The sequence below is a fragment of the Methyloversatilis sp. XJ19-13 genome (assembly GCF_024580155.1).
Classification (GTDB): domain Bacteria; phylum Pseudomonadota; class Gammaproteobacteria; order Burkholderiales; family Rhodocyclaceae; genus Methyloversatilis.
The window spans coordinates 102,093-121,806 of the sequence record NZ_JANINH010000007.1; the positions used below are offsets into that span (position 1 = coordinate 102,093).

The 19,714-nt window shown below is 63.6% G+C and carries 15 protein-coding genes and 1 pseudogene; 9 read left to right on the top strand and 7 right to left on the bottom strand.

From position 1 onward, the window contains the following. Positions 1-25 precede the first annotated feature (25 nt). Positions 26-2,060, bottom strand: a pseudogene (locus NMQ14_RS11295) (methyl-accepting chemotaxis protein). A gap of 167 nt (positions 2,061-2,227) precedes the next feature. Further along, complete coding sequence (locus NMQ14_RS11300; protein WP_257096193.1) at positions 2,228-3,211, bottom strand: NAD(P)/FAD-dependent oxidoreductase; 984 nt, start codon at positions 3,209-3,211, stop codon at positions 2,228-2,230. Between the two features lie 224 nt (positions 3,212-3,435). On the opposite strand from NMQ14_RS11300, the gene NMQ14_RS11305 reads away from it, so the two are divergent. The 5 genes from NMQ14_RS11305 to pgi all read left to right on the top strand — a co-directional run bounded on the left by NMQ14_RS11305 (position 3,436) and on the right by pgi (position 10,636). Further along, on the top strand, positions 3,436-5,889 hold the full coding sequence (locus NMQ14_RS11305) for a circularly permuted type 2 ATP-grasp protein (protein ID WP_257096194.1): 2,454 nt from the start codon (positions 3,436-3,438) through the stop codon (positions 5,887-5,889). A gap of 2 nt (positions 5,890-5,891) precedes the next feature. Then, complete coding sequence (locus NMQ14_RS11310; RefSeq protein ID WP_257096195.1) at positions 5,892-6,818, top strand: transglutaminase family protein; 927 nt, start codon at positions 5,892-5,894, stop codon at positions 6,816-6,818. A 133-nt stretch (positions 6,819-6,951) separates the two neighbouring features. Further along, entirely contained in the window at positions 6,952-7,164 is a 213-nt protein-coding gene (gene rpmE / locus NMQ14_RS11315) for a 50S ribosomal protein L31 (RefSeq protein ID WP_069037752.1), read from the top strand. 183 nt (positions 7,165-7,347) lie between these two features. Beyond that, positions 7,348-9,003, top strand: a complete 1,656-nt coding sequence (locus tag NMQ14_RS11320) for a hypothetical protein (protein WP_257096196.1) — start codon at positions 7,348-7,350, stop codon at positions 9,001-9,003. A 19-nt stretch (positions 9,004-9,022) separates the two neighbouring features. Beyond that, entirely contained in the window at positions 9,023-10,636 is a 1,614-nt protein-coding gene (pgi, locus tag NMQ14_RS11325) for a glucose-6-phosphate isomerase (protein WP_257096198.1), read from the top strand. Positions 10,637-10,675: 39 nt separating this feature from the next. Here pgi and pdxH read toward each other — a convergent pair whose 3' ends face one another. The 4 genes from pdxH to aceK are packed head-to-tail and all read right to left on the bottom strand — an operon-like array spanning position 10,676 to position 14,188. Continuing rightward, entirely contained in the window at positions 10,676-11,314 is a 639-nt protein-coding gene (gene pdxH / locus NMQ14_RS11330; protein WP_257096200.1) for a pyridoxamine 5'-phosphate oxidase, read from the bottom strand. Positions 11,315-11,325: 11 nt separating this feature from the next. Continuing rightward, positions 11,326-11,760 (bottom strand): DUF192 domain-containing protein, encoded by a 435-nt coding sequence (locus NMQ14_RS11335; protein ID WP_257096202.1) that lies wholly within the window; start codon positions 11,758-11,760, stop codon positions 11,326-11,328. Between the two features lie 59 nt (positions 11,761-11,819). Further along, the gene (locus NMQ14_RS11340; RefSeq protein WP_257096205.1) at positions 11,820-12,413 is read right to left on the bottom strand and encodes a pseudouridine synthase; all 594 of its coding nucleotides are present in this window, start codon (positions 12,411-12,413) and stop codon (positions 11,820-11,822) included. Then, on the bottom strand, positions 12,410-14,188 hold the full coding sequence (gene aceK / locus NMQ14_RS11345; RefSeq protein ID WP_257096207.1) for a bifunctional isocitrate dehydrogenase kinase/phosphatase: 1,779 nt from the start codon (positions 14,186-14,188) through the stop codon (positions 12,410-12,412). Before aceK ends, NMQ14_RS11340 begins: the two co-directional genes overlap by 4 nt. Positions 14,189-14,386: 198 nt before the next feature. On the opposite strand from aceK, the gene icd reads away from it, so the two are divergent. Beyond that, on the top strand, positions 14,387-15,631 hold the full coding sequence (gene icd, locus NMQ14_RS11350; RefSeq protein ID WP_257096209.1) for an NADP-dependent isocitrate dehydrogenase: 1,245 nt from the start codon (positions 14,387-14,389) through the stop codon (positions 15,629-15,631). A gap of 107 nt (positions 15,632-15,738) precedes the next feature. Here icd and NMQ14_RS11355 read toward each other — a convergent pair whose 3' ends face one another. Next, positions 15,739-15,942, bottom strand: a complete 204-nt coding sequence (locus NMQ14_RS11355) for a cold-shock protein (RefSeq protein ID WP_069037760.1) — start codon at positions 15,940-15,942, stop codon at positions 15,739-15,741. Positions 15,943-16,327: 385 nt separating this feature from the next. Here NMQ14_RS11355 and clpS point away from each other — a divergent pair, with 385 nt between their 5' ends. From clpS to rraA, 3 genes are read left to right on the top strand one after another with little or no spacing between them, the layout of a single operon-like run. Further along, positions 16,328-16,636, top strand: a complete 309-nt coding sequence (gene clpS / locus NMQ14_RS11360; RefSeq protein WP_069037761.1) for an ATP-dependent Clp protease adapter ClpS — start codon at positions 16,328-16,330, stop codon at positions 16,634-16,636. Between the two features lies 1 nt (position 16,637). Further along, on the top strand, positions 16,638-18,908 hold the full coding sequence (gene clpA / locus NMQ14_RS11365) for an ATP-dependent Clp protease ATP-binding subunit ClpA (protein WP_257096211.1): 2,271 nt from the start codon (positions 16,638-16,640) through the stop codon (positions 18,906-18,908). Next, positions 18,908-19,504, top strand: a complete 597-nt coding sequence (gene rraA / locus NMQ14_RS11370; RefSeq protein WP_257096220.1) for a ribonuclease E activity regulator RraA — start codon at positions 18,908-18,910, stop codon at positions 19,502-19,504. The genes clpA and rraA overlap by 1 nt, the downstream gene beginning before the upstream one ends. Positions 19,505-19,714: the final 210 nt, after the last annotated feature.

Here is a 19,714-nt window from a genome sequence, read left to right on the forward strand (position 1 = left end):
GGGCCGGCGTTGTGCGTCGCGCTGCTCAGGCACGGATCGACGTCTGCGCACCGGTCAGCCCCTGCAGCACATCGGCCACGCCCCGCGTATGGCCGGCGACGGTGGCCGTTCCGGTGCTGTAGGACTCTATCGTTTCCAGCACCCCGGTCAGGCTCGACACCGCCTTCGACTGGCTTTCGATCATCTGCGCCACCCGCACGATTTCGATCGCCAGTGCGGAAATGTCCTTGCCGATCTCGCCCGCGCTATTGCGCGACTTCTCGGCCAGCATGCGCACCTCGTCGGCCACCACCGCGAAACCGCGGCCGGCCTCGCCAGCGCGTGCCGCCTCGATCGCCGCGTTGAGCGCCAGCAGGTTGGTCTGGTCGGCGATCTGCTGGATCATTTCGACCACGCGCTGGATGCGTTCGCTGGCGTGCGACAGGTCGCGCGCTGCCGCCGACTTCGCTGGCCTGGCTGGCCAGGGTGTCCACCGTATCGACGGCCTGCTTGATCACCACCTGCTGATCCGACAGCCGCGTGGTCAGGTCGCCGACCGACGCATACAGATCGGTCGAACAGGATTCGAGCTGCCGGGCCGTCGCGTCGCGCGTCTGTTCGGCGGCGAGCATGATTTCGCCCAGATGGTTGAGGTCGCGCACCACCGGCACCATGCTGACATCGACGTTGGCCGGATCGAGCCGGCTGCTGAAGTTGCCCGAACGGTAGTCGGAAATCTGCTGCACCATCACGCGCGACATGCCGGCCAGCTTGGCGTTGTGCCGGCGCAGGAAGAAGGCCTTGAACTCGCCGTAGTGGGCGACGAAGTTGTCCACGTATTCGTCGCGGAAGGTGTCGGCCGGCTGCATGCGGAAGAAGAACACGGCGGTCAGCGTCTGGTTGAGGTTCAGGCCAAGGATTTCGCCGAAGGTCGAGAAGCCGGCGATGTTGCCGCCGCCGAAGATCCGCTCCAGCCCCGCCAGTTCGGCGCTGTTGTACAGGCGGCGCAGCACGCAGTCGTTGAACATGCCGGCCAGCGGTTCGCCTGGCTTGTTCGCCATGAAGGCGCGGTAGTCGCGTTCGGTCGTGCTGGCAAAGGGGGTGCGGCGCACCAGCACCAGTTCTTCGCCCGGCGCCACGTCGCAGTAGAAATCGACGCGGTCGTTGTCGAAATCGAGCCGTGCCACCGAGCGCACGAACAGTTCGTTGTTGACCCGGATGGCGAACGAGTGGCTGTCGAGCTTGGCCGACAGCTGTTTGCGGTCGCAGCCGAAGGTCTTGCACAGCGCCTCGATCAGCGACACCACGCGCCCTTCGCCGTTGATCACCAGGTTGACCTGCCGACGCTCGACCGAGGCGCTGAATATCTGGAAACTGTTGCCGGCCGGCTCGAAGTTCTGGCTCTTGAATACACCGAACCGCACTTGCGGCGCCATCTTCAGGAAGGCGACCAGCACGTGGTTGTTGAGCCGGCGCGAGCCGTCGTGCAGCCAGGTATCGCGGAAATCGAGCTTGCCGCCGGCCGAGCCACCAACGAACAGGCACGGAAATCGCCCCGACTCGTACAGCGCTTCCATGAAAAAGGATTCGGAATTCGACAGCCCGTCGAACAGCACGTAGGCGAAGGTGTCCCGATGATCGATGTCGAGATCGACCTGCGTGGCCTGGATGCTGCGCACCAGACGATCGATGCGCTCGCGATAATCCATCACCTGACCGCTTTTTCGAAGGTCTTCGCTGGACAGCGGAATGGCGACCACTCGCGCTTCGCGGATCACGCTGCGATCAAAAAGCTGCAGCACGATACGGTCGCGACCGTCGGTCGCATCGCAGTAAAGCGATCCGCCGCCGGTGCTGCACAGTTCCCCCGCAGTCGTGCTCAGGGTCAATGCGACACCCGGGAAGCGCGCGCGCACGCTGCGCGCCACGCTGTCGATATCGACATCGGGTGCCACATAACCGCTGATGAAAGAAGGCGTACCGCCGACGGCGGTGAGCCGGGAATCCAGCTCCGCGACCCGCGTCTGGACGGTGTCGACGCCCCCCTGACCGGTCACTGCCCGGCGTCCGAAAAGCTTCATGTGCTGTCTCCCTGTAATCCCGGTACGAGGCAAAGTTGCCAAGCATCTAGCGGACTTACGGGTGAGCATCAGCGCACTTTAGAGTACATCGGGCAAACATTTCGGCCGATGTCCAGAATGTGGACATACTGTTTTTTCTTCAAATACATGGACCTGGATGTAACACATCAATTTTCCTCAGCACCGGGTCCGGCGCCGCCCTCCAGTACCCGATCGGCCAGCGCACTGGCGCTGTTGAAGGCGTCCTCGACCCGTTCACCCAGGCAACCGTCCGACGCATAGCCGAGCTTGCTGCTCGCGTCCCACAGGCATTCACGTCCCAATGCCTCGACCACCCTCGCAAAGCGCCAGCGATGCGCGCGGCACAGCGACGGTGCCATCGTCGCTCCGACCAGCGACAGGAAGGCCTCGAGCAGCAGAGGCTGGACCTGCTCGACGCTGAGTTCGAGGTGCTGCTGCGACCACTGCGGATCGGCATGGATCACCCAGCAGTCGTGCGCGCTGTCGCGCTGGGACTTGCTGCTGTCGCGCGCCGCCCAGCCGAGCACCCCGCCGGCGGCCGGGCGCAGGCAGTCGGCGGCATCGAGTTTTGTGTCGAACGACAGCATCAGGGCCCAGCACGGCGCATAACGGATGCGCGGCATTGCGTCGGCAAAGACGGCGACGTCGACGTCCGTGCAGCGCCCGAACAGCACCGCAGCCTGTGGCGCAGGCAGCGTCACAAGTACCGCATCGAAGCAGGCCGGCAGGCGGCCCTTCCCTGTTTCCAGCCACCAACCGAGGTGATCGCGACCGAAGACGGTGATCGCGGTTTCCATATGCACCTCGGCGCCCCACAGCATGCGGGGTGCGATGGCATTCATGCCAGGTACGCCGACCCAGCGCGGCGATGCGTCGAGCCCGACAGGCGCCCAGGCGGCCGCAACACCGGCGCGCCGCCAGTCGGCGAGCTGCGCCGCCATGGCTTCGCCGCGCACTGTCATGTACTGCACGCCGTGGTCGAACTGAGACCGGTCGGCACGCCGCGTTGCCAGGCGTCCGCCGGCTGCGCGTCCCTTGTCAAACACCTGCACGTTCAGACCGGCGTCGACCAGGCGACGGGCCAGCGTGCAGCCGGCCATGCCGGCCCCCACCACTGCGATGTCACGCATTTTTGCACTCTCCCGTTCCGGTGATATCCGGTCGTTCACTGGTGTCGACATCGAATCGTGACCGGCGTTTGCGGCGCACCGGCGCCGGACGCGACGGGCGACGCCCCTATCGCGTCCGGCCGTCACCGCAGCCGGCGCGCACGCGCACTGTGCTAGGGTGCGATTGAAACAGAATAAGTGCGACGGCGAGTGATGACTGCCGCGCACGCACACACGCTCTGCCCATGCCCCGCCAACTGCTCGCCCATTACCCGCAAACCGAGACGCGCTACGACGAACTGCTGTCCGGACCGTGGGCCCTTCGTCCGCACTGGCGCAGCCTGTTCGACACACTCGTGCGCGCCCGTCCGGAACAGATGCAGGAGCGGCTGAGCTCGATGCGTCGGCAGATCCGCGAAAACGGCGTCACCTACAACGTGTACGCCGACCCGCGCGGCGTCGAGCGGCCGTGGGAACTCGATGCGCTGCCGCTGATCATCCCGCCGGACGAGTGGGAGCAGATATCCAGCGCCATCGCGCAGCGCGCCGAGCTGCTGAACCGCATCCTGCTCGACGTGTACGGCCCGCAGCAGATGCTGGAGGAAGGCCTGCTGCCGCCGGCGCTGATCTACGGCCACTCCGGGTTCCTGCGGCCATGTCACGGCATGGCGGTGCCGGGCAACATCCACCTTCACCTGTACGCCGCCGATCTGGCGCGCTCGCCGGATGGCCGCTGGTGGGTGCTGAACGACCGAACGCAGGCGCCTTCGGGCGCCGGCTATTCGCTGGAAAACCGGCTGGTCATTTCACGCATCTTTTCGGAACAGTTCCGCGACCTGCGCGTCGAGCACCTGGCCAGCTTCTTCGCCACGCTGCGCGACACGCTGGCGCAGCACGCGCCGCAGAGCGATGGCCCGCCGCTGATCGTGCTGCTGACCCCGGGGCCCTACAACGAAACCTATTTCGAGCACGCCTATCTGGCGCGCTACCTGGGTTTTCCGCTGGTCGAAGGCTCCGACCTGATGGTGCGCGACGGCTGTGTCTGGCTGAAGAACCTGTCCGGCCTGCGTCGGGTGCACGTGATCCTGCGCCGGCTCGACGACGACTTCTGCGACCCGCTTGAGCTGGATGGCGAATCGGCGATCGGCGTTCCGGGTCTGGTCGAAGCGGCCCGTCAGGGCAATGTGCTGATCGCCAATTCGCTTGGTTCGAACCTGCTCGAATCGGGCGCCCTGCTCGGCTTTCTGCCCCGTCTGTGCCGACGTCTGCTGGGCGAGGAACTGGCCATGCCATCGCTCGCCACCTGGTGGTGCGGCGAGGAGGCGGCGCTCGAGGACGCGATCGAGAAGCTCGACAAGCTGGTGATCAAGCCGGCCTTTCCGCAGCTGCGCATCCAGTCGGTGTTCGGCCAGGATCTCGACCGGCGCGAGCGCGCCGCACTGATCGCCCGCATGCGCGCGCGACCGCACCATTACGTAGCGCAGGAACTGGTGCAACTGTCGCAGGCACCGGTGTGGGACACCCAGCATCCGCGCCGGCTCGCGGCACGCGCAGTCGGCCTGCGCGTGTTTGCCTGTGCGTCGCCGGACGGTTACGTCGTGATGCCGGGCGGCCTGACCCGCGTCGCCTCCGAGCGCGACGCACGCGTGATCGCGATGCAGCGCGGCGGTTCGAGCAAGGACACCTGGGTGCTGACCCACGGTACCGTGAATACCTTCAGCCTGCTGCGCCGCTCGGTCGGTCCGTCGGAACTGGTCCGGGCGGGCACCAAGCTGTCAAGTCGCGTGGTCGAGAACCTGTTCTGGTTCGGCCGCTATTGCGAACGCTGCGACAACACGGCGCGCCTGCTGCGCGCGCTGATCGCACAGCACATCGAACACGGAGCCATCGCGGGCCATGCGCTGACCCGGCTGTGCCAGCAGAAGGGCATCCTGCCGAAAGACCTCGAAGACGCGTCGATCGGCGATCTCGAGGAGGCACTGCGCGGGGCGGCACTCGATGCCGCACAGCCGGGGTCACTGGCGTCGGGCCTGCACCAGTTGTCGAATGTGGCCTTCACCCTGCGCGAACGGCTGTCGATCGACAACTGGCGCATCATCAGCCGGCTGGCCGATGACCTGACCGACGTACCAACCGAACTGGGCGAAGTACTCGAGCGGCTGGACCGCAGCGTACTGGCGATGATGACCCTGTCCGGCTTTGCGCTCGACGGCATGACGCGCGACCAGGGCTGGCGCTTCCTGTCGGTCGGCCGGCGCATCGAACGTCTGCAGTTCATGAGCCGGGTGCTGCGCGAGGCGCTTGCCGATGGCGGAGACACGCCCGACTGGTTGCTCGAACTGGCCGACAGCACGATCACCTATCGCTCGCGCTACATGACGCGGCCGCAGTGGCTGCCGGTCATCGACCTTCTGGTCGCCGACGAAACCAATCCGCGTTCCATCGCCTATCAGGCACTCGGGCTGACCGACTATCTTGCGCGCCTGGCCGCGCATTTCGGCACCATCGAATCGGCGGCGCTGTCGGATGCCGTGGCCGACATGCTCGCGCTGCGTGCCGACACCGACTTCCGCGCCGGCTCGCCACGCCTGCTCGCGGTCCTCGAAGCGCTGGGTACCGCGGCCTATACCCTGTCGGAACAGCTCGGGCGCCGTTTCTTCAGCCACGCCGCGACGCCGTGGCCGGGCAGCAGCAGCTGATCATGAAACGCCTCCGCTACAACGTGCTGCACGAAACCCGCTACGCCTATGCGCGTCCGGTTTCGCTGTCGCGCCAGATGCTGCATCTGACGCCGCGCGAAACACCGCGCCAGATCACGCTCGAACACGCCGTCGACATCGATCCGGTGCCCGCCGAGAGGCGCGCCCGGCGGGACTACTTCGGCAATCTGGTGGACAGTTTCACGGTCAGCGCGGCACACGACGAACTGGTCGTGGTGGCCGATTCAACGGTCGAAGTGACCGGTCGCGAAACGGCCGACAGCCCGGCGTCACCTTCGTGGGAACATGTGCGGGATCGCCTGCATCAGGTCGGTCCGGCACCGCTGCTCGAACCTTGCCAGTTCCTGTACGCCAGCCCGCACATCGAACCACTGGCCGTACTCGGCCGTTACGCACGACTGGATTTTCATCGGGGCCGGCCGCTGTTCGAAGCGGCCAGCGCACTGATGCAACGGATTCACCGCGACTTCGAGTTCGATCCGGAGGCAACGACGGTCAGCACGCCGCTGGAAACCCTGCTGAAGGAAAGGCGCGGCGTGTGTCAGGACTTCGCGCACTTCATGATCGGCTGTCTGCGCGCACTCGGTCTGCCGGCGCGCTATGTCAGCGGCTATCTGCTGACCCTGCCGCCACCCGGCAAGCCCCGCCTGATCGGTGCCGATGCATCGCACGCCTGGGTGTCGGTGTTCTGTCCGGGTACCGGCTGGATCGACTTCGACCCGACCAACTGCGTGCAGCCGGACGATCAGCACATCACCGTCGGCTGGGGACGTGACTTCAGCGACGTGACACCGATGCGCGGCGTCATCCTCGGCGGCGGCGAACACACCATCGAGGTATGCGTCACCGTCACGCCCGAGGCGCCGGCAGATCGGTCGCCCATCGCCGGGGCGCTTGAACCGGATTGAATTCCCATTCATAATGCTGGTTTTTCCTCCGCGGGCACCGTCTGCATGGGCCGAACATGGCGCAGCCGACCCGGGGTTTGATGTCCAGCAGTTGCGGCCGACCGGCGGCAACTGCACCAGTGAAAGTACAGGCATGAAACAAGATATCCACCCGAATTACGTTGCCGTTGCCGTCACCTGCTCGTGCGGCAATACCTTCGAAACGCGTTCGACGCTAGGCAAACCGCTGCACGTCGAAGTGTGCTCGCAGTGCCACCCGTTCTACACCGGCAAGCAGAAGATCATCGACACCGCAGGTCGCGTCGAGCGCTTCCGTCAGAAATACGCCAACGTGCCGCGCAGCTGATCAGGCTGCACGTTTGCTGAAAGGCAGCCAATGGCTGCCTTTTTTCATTTCCGGCCGCACTTTTCGAAGAGGCCGCCCTACCCGGACGCCGGATCCAGTCAAGCGCCCGCGCACCGTATGGTGACAAACACCGCCGGCCCGACTGCCCCTAAAATCCGCCCGCCACCCTGACTGATCGTTCCGATGACGCTCCCGCCGTTGCTGCGCCAGACCCCGCGAAACTTCCTGATCGGTGATCCGCCGCAAACCGCCTTCGTCCTGGCTGTCGTGCTGGTTTACCTGTTCACCGGACTGTTCGGCCGCGACCCGTGGAAGGGCGACGATGCGTTGCACATCGGCATCGCGCTGGCCTTCGCACGCGAAGGCGAATGGCTGCTGCCGCGTCTGGCCGGACAGGTCTGGCTGGACAGCCCCCCGCTGTTCCACTGGGTGGCCGCCCTCACCGGCCAGATCGGCAGCTGGCTCGGCTCGAGCTTCGCCGACAGCGCACGCGTGGCCAGTGCGTTCTTCGCTGCGCTGTGGGTGTGGGGCAGCGCCGGTGCGGCACGCGAACTGTACGGACCGCCGGCGGCGCGCATCGCGCCACTTCTGGCGCTCGCCAACATCGGCGTCGTGGTGCATCTGCACGATGCGCAACCGGCCACCACCATGCTGGCAGCGCTCGGCATCGGCATGTGGGCGCTGGCGCTGGTGGCGCGCAAACCCTGGCATGGCGGTGCCGCACTGGTGCTCGCCCTTGCCATCGCCGGACTGGGTACGGGGCTGTGGCTGGCCGCCATCCTGCTGATTGCAGCAGCGGCGATGCCGTTGCTGCCGGTGTGGCGCAGCGTCGCCGGCACCCCTTCACGAATGGTGGCGCTGCCGCTGGCGATGGCGATCGGTGCGCTGCTCGCGGCCAGCTGGGTACTGCTGCTCGACCCGATTCACGCAGCCCGCGTCTGGCAGCATGATCTCGACCGCCTGATTCCCGACGGCCCCCGGATCGCCGCCGATGCTGCGGAATGGATCAAGGTGCTCGCCTGGTTTGCCTGGCCGGCACTGCCGCTGGCCGGCTGGGCGCTGTGGAAGCGACGGCATCAGTGGCGATCGCCGGTGTTCTCGCTGCCGCTGCTACTGTTCGTGCTGCTGTTCGTGCAGGTCAGCGGCGACGGCATCGTGCGCAACCAGCGCGCTTTGCCACTGCTGGCACCGCTGGTCGTCCTCGGCAGCGCCGGTCTGCCGGCCTTGCGCCGTGGCGCGGCGAACGCGCTGGACTGGTTCGGCGTGATGACCTTTTCGCTGCTCGGCTTCGTCATCTGGCTGGGCTGGGTCGCCATGCTGACCGGCTGGCCGGAACGTTTCGCGCGTACCTTCTCGAAGCTCGAACCGGGTTTCGTCATGGTGCTGTCGTGGGGAGCGTTCATTCTCGCCACCATCGTGTCACTGGCCTGGCTGTGGATGCTGTTGCGCTCCCCCAGAACGCCGACGCGCGGAGCGGTCACCTGGGGATGTGGCGTATTGCTGATATGGTTCCTGCTGAGCAGCCTGTGGTTGCCCTGGATCGACTACGGTCGCAGCTATCGCGACGTCGCCGGCCAGATCGCACGGGCGTTGCCGGCAAACGGCGGTTGCATTGCGTTCAGCGGGTTGCAAGACAGCCAGCGTGCTGCGTTCTATTATTTCGCTGGTCTGAAGCCGGTCAATGCGATGAGCACAGCCGGCCGACAATGTGACACCCTGCTTGCGTACCATGGACGGGGCGGCCAGCGCCCCGTTCTCGACGCAAGCTGGTCGATCGTGTGGGAAGGTCGGCGACCGGGCGACCGGCACGAGCGATTCATGCTGTACAGGCGAAGCTGAACCGACGCATTCACCACCTATGGAAGAGAAGAAAGCGGAACACATGAACCTGCTGATGCAGACATCCGCATGGCCGGCCCTGAGGTCCAAGGCGATCCAGCTGTCGCGCGTGCACCTGCGAAATTTCTTCGAACAGGACAGTGAGCGCTTCGCGCGCTTTTCGCTCGCGCACGACGGCTGGCTGATGGATTACTCGAAGCAGCGCATCGACGACGAAACCCTGTCGCTGCTGATGGAACTGGTGCATGCGCTCGACCTTCCGCGCGGCATCCGTGCTCTGGCTGCCGGAGACCAGGTGAATTTCACCGAGCGCCGCGCCGCGCTGCACATGGCGCTGCGTGCGCGCGATGGCGCTCACGCCGAACTGGTGCGCGACTGCCTCGGCGCACTCGAACACTGGGTGAGCCTGATCCGTCGACGCGAATTGCTCGGCGCAACCGGCCAGACCATCACTCACGTGATCAATCTGGGCATCGGCGGCTCGGACCTCGGTCCGCGGCTCGCGATGGAAACGCTCGAACCGCAGTGCGACGGCCCGGTGGTCAAGCTGGTGGCCAACCTCGATCCGGTGGCGCTCGACATGGCCTTGCGCGATTGCAAGCCCGCGCACACTGCGTTCGTGTTGTCTTCGAAAAGTTTCACCACGCAGGAAACGCTGGCCAACGCAAAGGTAGCGATGAAGTGGCTGGCCGACGGACTCGGCAGCGCGGGGGTCGGCCAGCATCTGTTTGCCGTGACCAACCGTCCCGCGGCCGCGCAGGAGCTCGGGGTACCGGCCGAACGCTGCCTTTTCCTGCCGGAATGGGTCGGTGGCCGCTACTCGGTATGGTCGTCGATCGCGCTGCCGCTGGCTTGCGCAATCGGCATGCCGGCCTTCCGCGAAATGCTTGATGGCGCTCGCTCCATGGACGAGCATTTCACCCAGGCGCCGATGAGCAGCAACCTGCCGGTCATGATGGGCCTGATCGATTTCTGGAACGCCAGCGGCATGGGGCTGGAAACTCTTGCCGTGCTGCCCTACAGCCATCTGCTGCGCAACCTGCCGACCTACTTGCAGCAACTGGAGATGGAAAGCAACGGCAAGCGCTGCACGTCGACGGGTGAGCTGAGTCGGGCGCCGAGCGCACCGGTCGTGTGGGGTGGTTCGGGCATAGTCGGTCAGCACGCCTATCACCAGCAGTTCTATCAGGGTACGCGCATGATGCCCATGCACTTCATCGTGCCACGTCATGCGCCGGACGAGCGCTCGCGCATGGTGCAGCTGAACGCGCTCGCGCAAAGTGCAGCGCTGATGCGCGGCAAGACGCGCGACGAGGCGCTTGACGAACTGCGGCGCAGCGGGCTGTCGGAGCAGGAAGCCACCCGGTTGTCACCACATGTGGCCTGCCCGGGCAACCAGCCCAGCACCACACTGCTGATGCCGCTGCTGAACCCGCGAACGCTGGGTCAGCTGCTTGCCCTGTACGAACACAAGGTGTTCGTACAGGGCTGGCTGTTGGGCATCAACAGCTTCGACCAGTACGGCGTCGAATACGGCAAGCAGATGGCGCGCGCACTTGCCAGCGGCAATCTCCCGGCTGATGCCGATGCATCCACCCGCGGTCTGCATGCTGCGCTGGGCAAGCCGGGGTGACAGCCCCCGCCCGCATGGTCGCCGGGCCTTGCGGGATTTCTAAGGCGCGAGCCTGACGCGCGACCAGAGCGCATCGCCTTGGCTGCGCCGGTACAGCAGGCGGTCGTGCAGGCGATCCGACCTGCCCTGCCAGAATTCGATCGCATCGGGCTGCAGACGGTACCCACCCCAATTCTCAGGGCGTGGCGGCGCCGTGCCGAACTTGGCCTCGAACTGCCGGACCCGTTCGGCCAGCGACTCGCGACTCGGAATCTCCCGGCTCTGTGGTGACGCCCAGGCGCCCAGCCGGTTGCCGAGCGGGCGCAGCGAAAAATAGGCGTCCGACTCCTCCGCGCTGACCCGGCTCACCTTGCCCTCGATACGGATCTGCCGCTCCAGCGCCGCCCAGAACAGCAGCAGACTGGCGTGCGGATTGCCGGCAAGCTCGTCGCCCTTGCGACTGTCATAGTTCGTGAAGAACACGAATCCGTCGTCGCCATAGCCGCGCAGCAGCACGATGCGGGCACTGGGACGACCATCGGCGCCGACGGTGGCCAGCGTCATCGCATTCGGATCGCGCTCGACCACGCGACCGGCGTCTTCGAACCAGCTGCGAAACTGCACGATCGGATCATCGGATGCGGCCGTCTCGTCAAGGCTGCCGAGGGTGTAGTCGATGCGGTGCTGGGTCGGATCCATGAAAGTCTCCTTCATTCGGGTGCAGGAATGCGTTCGAGCCCGGCGACTTTTGCGCCAGCAGTCAGCTTGCGTGATGCAAACCAGCCCGCATTGGTTTCCAGCGCGTAGCGCGCCGGCCGGGTCGCGCAGTGCGATGTTTCGTCGTGCGGCGTCATGTCGGCAATATTGATGACCACACCCTGCGCGTCAATGAACGCGACGCTGAGCGGAATCAGCGTGTTGCGCATCCACATGCAGTGCGTCTGCACCTGCGGGAACACGAACAGCATGCCCGCATCGGCCGGCATTTCGGTGCGGTGCATCAGGCCCGTCATGCGCGCCGACTGCGTGCGCGCGACTTCAGCCTTCACGCGGTACATGCCGACCGCCAGATCAACTGAAGGCGGTGCGGCCTGGGTGCCGGAACACAATGCAATCCATAGCAGGCAGATCAGTCTTCTGGTCATGGCAGGCGGTAAGGTGGCAGGGATGGTGACGGAAACGAAGCGGTACGTATTGATCGACATCAGTCTGCACGTGATCGGACAGGGCTGCGCAGGGCGGATGGCGCAAAGCTGTCGGGCTCCGCTTCCTGCCATTGACCCGGTTGCAGGCCACCAAGTTGCCACGGGCCGATGGCGATACGGATCAGACGCAGCGTCGGATGGCCGATCGCTGCCGTCATCCGGCGAACCTGGCGGTTGCGCCCCTCGCTGATGTCGAGTTCGAGCCAGCAGGTGGGTACCGCGATGCGGTGGCGAACCGGCGGGTCGCGCGGCCACAGACCGGCCGGTTCGTCGATGCGGCGTACGGTGCACGGGCGCGTCGGACCGTCCTTCAGCGTCACGCCGGCGCGCAGACGATCCAGCGCAGCCTCGTCCGGCACACGTTCGACCTGCACCCGGTAGCGCTTGACCATCTTGTGCTTCGGATCGGTGATGCGATGCTGCAGCACGCCGTCGTCGGTCAGCAGCAGCAGGCCTTCGCTGTCGGTGTCCAGGCGACCGGCCGGATAGACCCCGGCTACGTCGACCCAGTCCGCCAGCGTCGGGTGCAGACCGTCGGCGGAAAACTGGCAGATCACGCCGAACGGCTTGTTCAGCAGCAGGAGACGGCTCACGCAGGCACGCCGGACGGCGCATCGGCATGTCCGAAACGGCGCGAGAAACGAAGCTGCTCCGGATACGGAAAGAAGTCCTGTATGTGACCTTCGCGGATGCGCTGCTGCGTTTCCTGCCAGAACTTCACGTCCAGCAGGTCGCGGTGATACTTCAGGAAGGCCGCCCGCACCTTGGGCGTCGACAGCAGGAAGGTGGCGAACTCTTCCGGAAAGATGTCGTTGCGCGCCACCGAATACCAGACCTCGCCCGACATTTCATGCTCGAAGCTGGGCGCCGGCGGAATGCGGCGGAAGTTGCAGTCGGTCAGGAATTCGATCTCGTCGTAGTCGTAGAACACGACCCGGCCGTAACGGGTGACGCCGAAGTTCTTCCACAGCAGGTCGCCCGGGAATATGTTGGCGACCGCCAGTTCGCGGATCGCATTGCCGTACTCGTACACCGCGTGATCGATCTGTTCCTCGCTGGCGGTTTCGAGGTAGATGTTCAGCGGGATCATGCGCCGCTCGATGTAGCAGTGGCGGATCACCAGCGTGTCGCCGTCGCGTTCGATCATCGACGGCGCCAGCTCTTCGAGCTGCTCCAGCAACTCGGGCGTGAAGCGGTGCGCCGGCAGCGCGATGTCCGAAAACTCTATGGTGTCTGCCATGCGGCCGACGCGGTCCACCTGCTTCACCATCAGGAACTTGCGCTTCACCGTTGCCCGGTCGGTGTCCTTCGAGCTGCCGAACTTGTCCTTGATGATCTTGAATACGTAGGGGTAGGACGGCAGCATGAACACCAGCATGACCAGACCGCGGATGCCGGGTGCCTCGACGAAATTGTCGTTCGAGTGGCGCAGGTGATTGATCAGGTCGCGGAAGAACATGGTCTTCCCCTGCTTGCCCAGCCCGAGCATCGTGTAGATCTCGGAGCGCGGCTTCTTCGGCATCAGGGCGCGCAGGAAATGCACATTGGCCGACGGCACCTGCATGTCGGCCATGAAGTAGGCACGCGACAGCGAGAACATGACGCTGACCCGCCAGGGTTCGAGCAGGATGGCGTCGAGAAACAGCCCGCCCTTGCGGTCATGCAGCACCGACACCATGAACGGATACTCCTGGTGGCCGTTGATCGCCTTGCCGATCACATAGGCCGCCTTGTTGCGGTAGAAGGCCGAACTGAGCACCTGCAACTGGAAGTTGGCTTCCCGCTGCGGCCATTCGCCACCCAGATGCGACTGCACGGCGCGCATCACGTAGTCGACGTCGCGGTCGAGGTCGGTGTAGGGCCGTTTCCAGCCAAAATCGCTGAAGATGGTTTTCATCGCCACCCGCAGGCCTGACTGGTTCGGGTAGTAGCTGCGCCAGGTCGGCGGCGAACTTTCGATCAGTTCGGTCGAAATGGCCGGCCGGACGAAGATGAAGTCGTTGTGGAAATACTGCCGGTGCAGGATCTTGGTCGTGACCGAATTGAAGAAGGTTTCGGCCAGTTCCGGCTGCTGGTGATTCACGAGCAGACCGATGTACAGCAGCTTGGCCTGCTGCCAGGTGTTGTCGTCCAGCGAATCGGCATGAAACTCGTTGTGCAGCCGATCGACGCACTCGCGCACACGGTCGTCGTAATACTGGATGCGCTCGCGGATGCAGCGGTGCTGGCCCTGCCAGTCCGCCTGTTCGAAACGCTCCTTGGCGTTACCGCTGACCATGCGGAAAAGGCGATAGTGCTTGTCGAAGCCGTCGATCAGCGCCTGCGCAATGGCCTGGGCGACCCGGTTCTGGCCTGCCGGAAGATTCATGTGCTGTCCGCCCTGTCTGTGAAGGTCTGGATTCTATTGCGGGAGGCCGCCTGACGGGCACCCGCGCCGCACAATCGCGCCCGGCAGGCGCAGCAGGTGTCGCATCAAATCGCGATTGGGGGATAATCGCGCTGGCCTGCTGGCGGCAACCCCGCCGCAGGGACTATAACCAGACAACACACCAAGGAGCTGGATGGCATGAGTACAACTCACATCAAGATTCCCGCCGAGGGGACAAAGATCGTCGCGGGCAAACCGGTCCCGGACAACCCCATCATCCCGTTCATCGAAGGCGACGGCATCGGCGTGGACATCACGCCGGTCATGAAGGACGTCGTGGATGCAGCGGTGGCGAAGGCCTACGGCGGCAAGCGCAAGATCACCTGGATGGAGGTGTATGCAGGCGAAAAGGCCACCCGGATGTACGGCCCTGACGTATGGCTGCCCGAAGACACGCTGGCAGCGCTGAAAGAATACGTGGTGTCGATCAAGGGCCCGATGACGACGCCGGTCGGTGGCGGCATCCGCTCGCTGAACGTCGCGCTGCGTCAGGAGCTTGATCTCTATGTCTGCCTGCGCCCCGTGTGCTACTTCCAGGGCGTCCCCAGCCCGGTCAAGCACCCCGAGCAGATCAATATGGTGATCTTCCGCGAGAACACGGAAGACATTTACGCCGGCATCGAGTGGCAGGCCGAGTCGGACGGCGCACGCAAGGTGATCAAGTTCCTGCGCGATGAAATGGGTGTCAAGAAGATCCGCTTCCCCGAAACATCGGCGATCGGCATCAAGCCGGTGTCACGCGAAGGCTCGGAACGTCTGATCCGCAAGGCGCTGCAGTACGCGGTGGACAACGATCGCAAGTCGGTCACCTTCGTGCACAAGGGCAACATCATGAAGTTCACGGAAGGCGGCTTCCGCGACTTCGGCTACGGGCTGGCGCAGAACGAATTCGGTGCCGAGCCGATCGATGGCGGCCCGTGGTGCAAGTTCAAGAACCCGAAGACCGGACGCGACATCATCGTCAAGGATGCGATCGCCGACGCCTTCCTGCAGCAGATCCTGCTGCGCCCGGCTGATTACGACGTGATCGCCACGCTGAATCTGAATGGCGACTACATCTCCGACGCGCTGGCCGCACAGGTCGGCGGCATCGGCATTGCACCGGGCGCCAACATTTCCGATCAGTACGCGGTATTCGAAGCCACGCATGGCACGGCGCCGAAGTACGCCGGGCTGGACAAGGTGAATCCGGGTTCGCTGATCCTGTCGGCCGAAATGATGCTGCGCCACATGGGTTGGATCGAAGCGGCCGACCTGATCATCGCGTCGATGGAACGAGCGATCGGCGATCGGCAGGTGACCTACGACTTTGCCCGTCTGATGGAAGGCGCGAATGAAGTGTCGTGCTCGGAATTCGGCCGCGCCATGATTGCACGCATGTAGTCCGGCACATACCGTGCGTCCGGAGCGAAGTATCGGGCGCACGACAGTACCCAACAAAAAACCCGGTCCTGGACCGGGTTTTTTGTTGGGTAACGCGTGTATCGCGATCAAGCAGCCTGAATGTTCGCCGCCTGCTTGCCTTTCGGGCCCTGCGTCACTTCGAAACTCACCTTCTGACCTTCCTTGAGCGTCTTGAAGCCTCCCATCTGGATCGCGGAGAAATGCGCAAACAGATCCTCGCTGCCGTCGTCAGGAGTGATGAAGCCGTAACCTTTGGAATCGTTGAACCACTTCACAGTGCCAGTTGCCATTGTTGTCTTCCTCTCAGCTGCTCGAATGACCCGAAATCCCCGTTTTGTGTGTGCACTTCAAGTTCTGATGCTCTGACTCCGGGAACTACCGACCCTGCGGGAACTCCGCAACGGACTGAGAATCCGATCACGCAAGAGCTTGAACCAAGTACAAATCGGCTTTTAGCCCAGATGTCCTGAACGGTCAAGACGTTTTCGTTGTGCAGTACGGCACATCATCATGGCCACCATCCGGGCCCGGTTCGCGATGAAGGCATCGCTCGGGTTCCGTCCGGAATGAGCACCAGCCGAGCGGATCGGGCGCATGTCGGCGCTCAGGAAAAGACCCCTGAAAGCCGTAGAATTCCCGTGTTGCAGAGCGGTTGATTGTGATTAGAATGAGGCCATGGTTACGCGCAAGCAGGAAGAAACGCTTCTTGAGCTTGAAAAGAACAGGGCTGAGCCCCCACCTCTCTTCAAGGTCATGGTGTTGAATGACGATTACACCCCGATGGACTTCGTGGTTGGAGTGCTCCAGAGGTTTTTTGCCATGAGCAGGGAACAGGCTACCCGCGTGATGCTCAAGGTACATACGGAGGGCGCCGGAGTTTGCGGCATTTACCCCAGGGACGTAGCAGCGTCCAAGGTCGAACAGGTGTGTACCTTTGCCCGCCAGCATCAACATCCGCTGGCGTGTGTCATGGAGGAAAATTGAAATGATCGCGCAGGAGTTGGAAGTCAGTCTTCACATGGCATTCGTGGAAGCACGGCAGAAGCGCCATGAATTCATCACGGTCGAGCACCTGTTGCTCGCGCTGCTCGACAATCCTTCAGCCGCCGAGGTTCTTCGTGCCTGCGCCGTCAATATCGACGACCTGCGCAAGGAGTTGTCCGCCTTCATCAACGAGCACACGCCCGTGGTCGATGGCAGTGAAGAGATCGACACGCAGCCGACGCTCGGATTCCAGCGCGTGATCCAGCGCGCCATCCTGCACGTCCAGTCGTCCGGCAAGAAGGAAGTCACCGGCGCAAACGTGCTGGTCGCGATCTTCGGCGAAAAGGATTCGCACGCAGTGTATTTCCTGCAGCGACAGGGCGTGACGCGACTGGATATCGTCAATTTCATTTCGCACGGCATCACCAAGTCGGCGCAACCTGCGGCAGCGAGCAAGCCCGAGGCCGAGCAGTCGGAGCAGGAGCCGGAAGGCAACCAGGCAGGCGGTGCGCTCGACAGCTTCACGCAGAACCTGAACGCGCAGGCGCTGATGGGCAAGATCGATCCGCTGATCGGTCGCGATGACGAACTCGAACGCGTCATCCAGACGCTGTGCCGCCGGCGCAAGAACAACCCGCTGCTGGTGGGCGAAGCCGGCGTTGGCAAGACCGCCATTGCCGAAGGTCTCGCGCGCCGCATCATCGAAGGTCGAGTGCCCGACATCCTTGCCGATGCGACGATCTACGCGCTCGACATGGGTGCGCTGCTCGCCGGCACGAAATATCGCGGTGACTTCGAGCAGCGTCTGAAGTCGGTGCTGAAGCAACTGCTCGACAACGCGAACGCGATCCTGTTCATCGATGAAATCCACACGCTGATCGGCGCAGGCGCTGCGTCCGGCGGCACGCTCGACGCGTCCAACCTGTTGAAGCCGGCGCTGTCTTCCGGCCAGCTGAAGTGCATTGGTGCGACGACCTATACCGAGTACCGTGGCGTTTTCGAGAAGGATCACGCGCTGTCGCGCCGGTTCCAGAAGATCGACGTCAATGAGCCGAGCGTCCAGGAAACCGTGTCGATCCTGAAGGGCCTGAAATCGCGCTTCGAACAGCATCACGGCGTCAAGTATTCGTCGACCGCGCTGTCCTCGGCGGCGGAGCTTTCGGCGCGCTACATCAACGACCGTCATCTGCCCGACAAGGCGATCGACGTGATCGACGAAGCGGGTGCAGCCCAGCGCGTATTGCCCAAGTCGAAGCAGAAGAAGGTGATCGGCAAGACCGAGATCGAAGAGATCGTCGCGAAGATCGCGCGTGTTCCTTCGCAACACGTGTCCAACGATGATCGCTCTGCGCTGCGCAACCTCGACCGCGATCTGCGGAACGTGGTGTTCGGTCAGGACAAGGCCATCGACGCGCTGGCAACGGCGATCAAGATGTCGAGATCCGGCCTGGGCAATCCGCAGAAGCCGATCGGCAGTTTCCTGTTCAGCGGCCCGACCGGCGTCGGCAAGACGGAAGTCGCCCGACAGCTTGCCTACTGCATGGGCATCGAACTGGTCCGTTTCGACATGTCGGAATACATGGAACGCCACGCAGTCAGCCGGCTGATCGGCGCACCGCCGGGCTATGTCGGCTTCGACCAGGGCGGCCTGCTGACCGAGGCCGTCACGAAGAAGCCGCATTGCGTGCTGCTGCTCGACGAGATCGAAAAGGCGCACCCGGACATCTACAACATCCTGCTCCAGGTGATGGACCACGGCACCTTGACCGACAACAACGGGCGTCAGGCCGACTTCCGCAATGTGGTCATCATCATGACGACCAACGCCGGCCAGGAAACATTGCAGAAATCGGTGATCGGCTTCACCGACGACCGCAAGCCGGGCGACGAAATGGTCGACATCAAGCGCCTGTTCACGCCGGAGTTCCGCAACCGTCTTGATGCCATCATTTCCTTCAAGCCACTCGATCGCGAAATCATCCTTCGCGTGGTCGACAAGTTCCTGATGCAACTGGAAGGTCAGCTGCAGGAAAAGAAGGTCGAAGTGGTGTTCTCGGACACACTGCGCGCCTGGCTCGCCGAGTCCGGATTCGACCCGCTCATGGGTGCACGCCCGATGTCGCGTCTGATCCAGGACACGATCCGCTCGGCGCTGGCCGACGAGTTGCTGTTTGGTCGCCTGACGAATGGCGGCAAGGTGACCATCGACATCGATGCCGACAAGAAGGTGAAGCTGGTATTCGACGAAGAGGAAGCTGTCGCACCGGCGTGATGCCGGCAATGACCGCAGAGGGCGGCCCACGGGCCGCCTCTTTTTTTGCCCCGGTTTTCTTACTCCATTTTTCTTGCCCAGACTTCTACCGTGTTTCCAATGGGAAAGGACACATCATGACGATACAAACAGCAGATCTGTGCGATCAATTCGAAGCCGAACTGCAGGTCTGCACGCCCATGTTCCGCAGTTTCGGCGGGCACAGCGCCTTCGGCGGTCCGATCAGCACATTGAAGCTGTTCGAAGACAACGGGTTGGTGCGCAAGGCACTCGAGACGCCTGGCAACGGCAAGGTACTGGTAGTCGATGGCGGCGGATCGATGCGACGGGCGCTGGTCGGCGACCAGATCGCTGCACTGGCAGTGAAAAACGGCTGGGCAGGCATCGTCGTCTATGGCTGCATCCGCGACTCGGCTGCCATTTCGCAGATGAACATCGGGGTGATGGCGCTCGGCACCCATCCGCTCAAAACCGTGAAACGCAATGAAGGTCAGAGCGACATCACGATCAGCTTCGGCGGCATCGACTTCGTTCCCGGACATTATCTGTATGCGGATGGCGACGGAGTCCTCGTAAGCACACGCGCACTGATCTGAAGTAAATCCGGGTGTCGCAGCGCACCATAATCTGTGCATTTTCCGGATTTATTTCACACCTTGTGGTTCAGAAAAACGTCAAGCTATTGTTTTTAAACAATTAGGTATTTCTTATATCTTATAGAAGACCTCTTGTTGCTTTGCCCAAGGGTCTTTATACTTCGCCTGTCACGATCGTCGCCTGACGTTACTGTCAGTCGGCTTCCGGGC